Origin of the sequence: Psittacicella gerlachiana, from assembly GCF_003585965.1 — a bacterium.
Classification (GTDB): Bacteria; Pseudomonadota; Gammaproteobacteria; order Enterobacterales; family Psittacicellaceae; genus Psittacicella; species Psittacicella gerlachiana.
In genome coordinates this window covers 1-6025 of sequence record NZ_NRJF01000151.1, presented here as the reverse complement: position 1 = coordinate 6025, position 6025 = coordinate 1, and the positions used below count along the sequence as shown (strand labels likewise).

The following is a 6025-nucleotide window of genomic DNA, read 5'->3' as shown; positions in this document are numbered from 1 at the left end:
GCATGAGTGTAAGTACGTTTAGAGGTTAAAGCTTCAAGGCGATTAAATTCTTTTTTATTTCCCGATAAATCTAGGTGAACAATAGTTTGCCAAATGATAAGACAGAAAATTAAAAGGTAAGCAAGATATTTTAATTTACTAACAATGCTTTTCATAATAAAAATAATAGTCAGGCAGAAATTCTCTTATAATAGCATGTATAATTATAAAGGAATATAAAGTAAGGTTTCTCCTAGATTATAAAATTTTTTATATATGTCACAGAAGATTTTCGAAAGTTTTGCAATTGTTGGCTTTCCAAGAAATCAGCAAAGTTTTAAAACCCATTTAGAAATATATCAATATTTAAAAAAACGTGGGAAAAAAGTTTTTATTGATAAATTATTACAAGAAGAGTTTCTTGAAGTTGAACCAGAAGACTTCGTAGATGAAGAAGTTATAGGACACCAAGCAGATTTAATTATTTGCGTAGGTGGAGATGGTAATATGCTTCGTGCAGGCTTGAGATTTGCTAAGTATCAAATCCCCTTAATTGGAGTTAATAAAGGAAATTTAGGATTCTTAACTGATATAGATCCTTATGATATAACTTTTAGTTTAGAACGTCTTTTTGATCCTAAAAATTATTATCTTGAAGAAAGAAATTCTCTTAGTGTAACTTTTTTTGATAATCAAGAACAAGATAAAGAATTTAATGTTCTTAATGAAATTGCCATCCTCGGAACAAGAGATAACCGTATTGTAGAAGTTGAAGTGTATGTAGATAGTAAATTTGCTTTTGGCATGCGTGGAGATGGTTTAATTATTTCCACCCCAACAGGTTCTACGGCATATAATCTCTCAACAGGTGGTCCTATTGTTCATCCTTCGTTACAAGCGGTAATCATAACACCGATGAATGCTCATACTCTATCATCTAGACCTATAGTAATTCCTGCAACTGCACAAATAGATATTCTTTTTAAAAAAGATATAAATGCCGAAGTTGTAGATATTTATTGTGATGGAGTTCTCACTCATCCATCTTTGACTACAAGTCAAGTGTCAATAAAACCAGCAGCTCTTGCGGTAAAGATGGTGCATTTTAATGATTATAATTATTACAATATTTTAGCAAAAAAATTAAATTGGGCTAAACGCTTATTTTAGATAATAGTTACTATGTTAACAGGATTAAATATTAATAATTTTGCCATTATTAAGCAATTAAATATTGATTTAGATAATGGTATGAACGTAATTACGGGAGAGACGGGTGCAGGTAAATCTATAGCCATAGATGCTTTAAGCCTTTGTATGGGATATAGATCTGATGTCGGGATGATTCGTAATGGTTCAAATCAAGCACAAGTTAGTGCGAGTTTTTCAATTGATAAAGACTCGATTGCTTACGCATGGTTAGAAGAGAAATCTTTATTAGATCAGGAACAACCTACAGAAGTTATAATTCGTCGTTTAATCAATATCAGTGGCCCTTCGAAAGCTTATATAAATGAACATCCTGTTTCTATTTCTTTTTTAAAGGAATTAACCCAGTATTTAGTACATCTACACGGGCAACATGCTCCCCAACTCTTATTAAAAACGAGTTATCAATTAGTTTTAGTGGATAGATTTATTCACGAAAAAGAATTGCAACTTCAAGTGCAAAAGAGTTATAAACAATATGCACAATTACAAAAAGATTATCAAGAGTTTTTAAATAAAAAAGAAAATTTTCAAACCACAAAATTACTTTTAGAGTATAAGTACCGTGAGCTTAAAGATTTAAATTTACTTGAAGATGAGTATGAAGCTTTAGAAGAAGAGTTTAAAATTCTTTCTAACCAAGCTCATATTAAGGAATTAAATCAACAAATAGTAGATTTATTATCAGAAGGAACTTATAACGTTAATCATCTTCTGACTCGAGCGGCAAATAATGCTCACCGTTTATCAGAATATGATAAAAATTATCTCAACCTAGCAACTATGTTAGATGAGGCTCTAATTAATATTCAAGAGTCTGTAGTTGAAGCTCAAGGCTTATCAGGGTTTGAGTTTGCTCAAGAGGATATGAAAAGAGTAGAGGAACGAATGCATGCCTATAATACTATGGCAAAGAAAAACAACATTCTTCCGGAACAACTTTATGCTTTTTTCATAGACATTCAGGAGCAGTTAAAGTCTTTAAACTCAAGTATTGGAGATCAAGATGAACTAGAGCAAGCGGTAGCTCATGCCCGTCAAGACTACATGCAAAAAGCTAAGTTGCTCAGTGATGCTCGTCGTCAAGGAGCGCAAAAGCTTAGTTCTAAAGTTGAAGAAATTATGAAAGATTTGAATATGAAAGATGCTCAATTTTACATTGATATTATCTATGATCCAAATCTATTTTCTGAATCAGGTTCTGATCAAGTTAGATTTATGCTAAATTCAAATCTAGGGCAACAGGCTCAAGAACTTCATAAGGTGGCTTCGGGTGGGGAGTTATCAAGAATAGCTTTAGCGATTCAGTTACTAACTGCAAGTCATTTAGATAATGGAACTTTAATTTTTGATGAAGTTGATGTGGGGATTTCTGGAAAAACCGCTACGGTTGTAGGAAGAATAATTCGTCAATTATCAAAAAGAATTCAAGTTATTAGTGTAACTCACTTAGCTCAAGTAGCAGCTTATGCTAGTTATCATTTTCAAGTTGAAAAGTGGAAAGAAGGTAATGAGGTGAATACGAGGATGAGATTATTAGATCACAAAGGAAGAGTTATGGCTCTTGCTAGTCTCATAGGTCATGAAGATCTTTCTCCGCAAGCGATAGAAAATGCTGAATTTTTACTTGAGCAAAGCCAAAACGATCCTAACTTAGATTATGATCTAGTGCAATAGTTATTAATAAAAATAATAATAGAATAAAGGAGGTCGAAACTGACCTCCTTTATTGGATTTAAGAAATATTTAGATGTTTACGTAAGATCATGGTTACGTAAATGTAGAGAGCAATAATAATCCCTATAAAGAAAAGTACTGAACCTAGTAAGTTAGTATAAGGTGTACCTAGGAAAGTATATCTAAAAGAACTAACAACATAGGCTATAGGATTAAATAAGCTCAATTTTGCAAAGAAAGTTGGTAAGGTATTTACATCAAAGAAAATACCTGATAAATAAGTAAGTGGCGTTAAAATAAACGTTGGAATAAAGTTTATTTGCTCAAAAGTATTAGCATAAACGGCATTGATCATTCCTGCTAAACTAAAAATCGTACAAACTAAAATTAGTACGACAATCGCCATAATTGGATTAGCTACTACAAAGCTTCCGGTAAAGATAACACTTGCTAGCCAAATTAATAAAGCAATGATTAAACCTCTTAAAACTCCTGAAATGGTAATGCCAATAATAAAAGAGTGGACATTAACTGGAGAAGATTGAATATATTGAATGGTTTTAAAGTATTTACGCATAAAGGTTGTAAATACTCCATTGCCAAATGCAGCTCCCATTACCGGTATTACTAAAAATCCAGGAACTAAGAAGTTAACATAAGGAACTCCATTAAGATCGCCGATTTTAGAACCAAGAATATAGCCAAAAATTAAAAAGTATAAAAAAGCGGTAACAAAAGGAGAGAAGATATTTTGAATCCACACTCTTAAGTTACGTCTAATTTCTTCAAAGACAATGGTTTTTATAGATTGTACAGCAATTTGTTTTTTAGAATGATAATTTATCATATCTAAATAATTGCCTTGTTTTAGTTTCTCTAGTTCTTTCAAATCAGAATCAGAGATGCTAATAGTTAATTTCATAATTTAATTTTTAAGGTTGTGATCGAGATTAAAAACTTAAATTGCTTTATATTATATCAGTTTAGTTAAAATAGGCGAAAAAAAATCTAGTATAATAATGAAATACTTTTTAAGATCTAAAATAATATATTAATATGCAATTTAATAAACCAATTATTGGACTTACTGGTGGTTTAGCTTCAGGAAAAAGTACGGTAGCTAGTTTTTTTAAAAGTATTGGTGATTGTGATGTAATTTCTTCTGATGAGGTATCACGAGAAGTTATGCAACCAGGTCAAGCTTGTTTTGAAGATATAGTAAAAGAGTTTGGTAAAGAAATTCTTTTACCTGCTGACGATCAAGGGGTAGAATATATAGATCGAAAAGCTTTAAGGAAAATAGTTTTTGGAGATTCTCTAGAAGCACAAGCTAACTTAAAAAAACTTGAAGCAATAACCCATCCATATATTAGGGCAAGAGAGCTAGAACTATTTAATCGTTCAGATAAGGACTACATTCTTTGGGATGTCCCTTTATTAATCGAAAAGAAACTTTGGGATTATTGTGATGAAATTATCGTAGTGCAGGCTGATCGTCAAACCCAAATCCAAAGAGCTTTAACTCGAGATCCTACTGCAAATCTAAAAATTATTGTAGACATTTTGAATACTCAAGCAACAAATGAAGAAAGAGTAGCTCATGCAAAATATGTGATTATTAATGATGATAATGTGAGTAAAAAAGATTTAGAATTAAAAGTATCTCGCATTAATAATTTAATTATGGAAGGAACGGTAAAGCGTTTTCGTAAGAATTTACAAACGATAAAAGCATAAGTAAGTATTATCATTATGACCAATGATTTAAAAGTAAAATGTCCAAATTGCAAGAAAGAGATTATTTACAGTTCTGCTAATCCTTTTCGACCTTTTTGTAGTGAAAGATGTAGATTACAAGATTTAGGGGCATGGGCAACTGGTGAATACTCTCTTGAAGCTCAACCTGAAAATGAAGCTGAAGTGGAACAACTGCTTGAGCTTTTAATTGAGCGTAATAGAGAGTCATAAGTGTGTGACTTTAAATTGTGTGAGATTGCAAAAGCTCTCCGAACTTTAAGTGTAAAGTTCGGAGAGCTTTTTAGCAGTTTGTAGTTTATATAAAACTACTTTAGTCTAAGAAAATAATGGATATTTAAGTAGAATTTTCTCTAAATCCTAACATAGAAAAGGAGGTAAAGATAATTTCTTACTCTTGTTTAATATCTGCAGTTAGCATTCCCTGTAAGAGATCTATTTCTTTTTTGGTAAGTTTAGCTTTTTTGTAGATATGTAAAAGACGAGGAATCACCATACTGTGTTGAATAAAGCCGATCTTACGATAATGTTGTTCAAGACGGTGAAAATAACTGCTATAGTCAGCTTGAGTTGCCAGTTCCTCACTATTAGCTACATCAGCAGGAGCTTGTATAGATGAATACATTGCTTGTTTATGTACTTGTTGTCTTAAGCTATAACTAATCAAGAGGGTTGCCATTGCAAGATTTAGAGAAGTGTAATCAGGATTGGCTTCTATAACTATATGATAGTTGGCTAAATTTAGCTCATCATTAGTTAAGCCTGATTTTTCCGTCCCAAAGAGGATTGCTACTTTTAGTTCTTTAGTAAGTTCATGTTGTAAATTATCTCGAGTTGTCTCTAAGATTTGTTCTGGAGAAACTATAGTTGGATTTAAGGTGCGGGTACGTGCCGAAGTACCAAAGATAAGTTTACAATCAGCAAGAGCTAGTTCAAGAGAAGTATAAATTTTCATTTTTTCTAGGAGGTCAACTGCACCAGCCGCATTAGCTATAGCTTGTTCATCCTGAGGATTTGCTTTAGGAGTAACAAGACGTATATCTTCGATTCCCATGTTTTTCGCAGCTCTAGCTATGGCTCCAAGATTTCCAGGATGAGTGGTATTTATATAAATCAAAGTAAAGTGATTTAAATTTATTTGCATTTAAAAACCTAAAAAAATTGTAAGAATTTGGTATAATAAAACTACCAAAATAAAACACACATATCATCATAAAGAGAATAAGTTGTATTATAATAGCTACTATAACTTAATTTAATTTTTTGATTTAAATTAAATTATTTATAATGTTAATATTGATAGAACATATTAGGGAATAATAAGATAACGCTCAATGAGCTTTTTTTTAAACCATATAACCTAGTATTTACTAGGGTAATATATTTTTTCTCGGAATAATTAAAA

Annotated in this window: 6 protein-coding genes; 4 read left to right on the top strand and 2 right to left on the bottom strand. The window is 31.4% G+C overall.

Annotation, left to right across the window (positions count from 1 at the left end; genetic code table 11):
* Positions 1–255 precede the first annotated feature (255 nt).
* The gene (locus tag CKF59_RS05350) at positions 256–1149 is read left to right on the top strand and encodes an NAD(+)/NADH kinase (RefSeq protein WP_119534935.1); all 894 of its coding nucleotides are present in this window, start codon (positions 256–258) and stop codon (positions 1147–1149) included.
* 12 nt (positions 1150–1161) lie between these two features.
* Positions 1162–2865: a DNA repair protein RecN gene (recN, locus tag CKF59_RS05345; RefSeq protein WP_119534934.1), complete on the top strand. Its 1704-nt coding sequence runs from the start codon at positions 1162–1164 to the stop codon at positions 2863–2865.
* Between the two features lie 58 nt (positions 2866–2923).
* Here recN and CKF59_RS05340 read toward each other — a convergent pair whose 3' ends face one another.
* A complete protein-coding gene (locus tag CKF59_RS05340) occupies positions 2924–3787 on the bottom strand; it encodes an ABC transporter permease (protein WP_119534933.1) in 864 nt (287 codons plus the stop codon).
* Positions 3788–3921: 134 nt separating this feature from the next.
* On the opposite strand from CKF59_RS05340, the gene coaE reads away from it, so the two are divergent.
* Complete coding sequence (gene coaE / locus CKF59_RS05335) at positions 3922–4602, top strand: dephospho-CoA kinase (protein WP_119534932.1); 681 nt, start codon at positions 3922–3924, stop codon at positions 4600–4602.
* Positions 4603–4617: 15 nt separating this feature from the next.
* Entirely contained in the window at positions 4618–4833 is a 216-nt protein-coding gene (locus CKF59_RS05330) for a DNA gyrase inhibitor YacG (RefSeq protein ID WP_119534931.1), read from the top strand.
* A 178-nt stretch (positions 4834–5011) separates the two neighbouring features.
* Here the strand turns inward: CKF59_RS05330 and CKF59_RS05325 are convergent, their stop codons facing one another.
* Positions 5012–5764 (bottom strand): RNA methyltransferase, encoded by a 753-nt coding sequence (locus CKF59_RS05325; protein ID WP_119534930.1) that lies wholly within the window; start codon positions 5762–5764, stop codon positions 5012–5014.
* Positions 5765–6025: the final 261 nt, after the last annotated feature.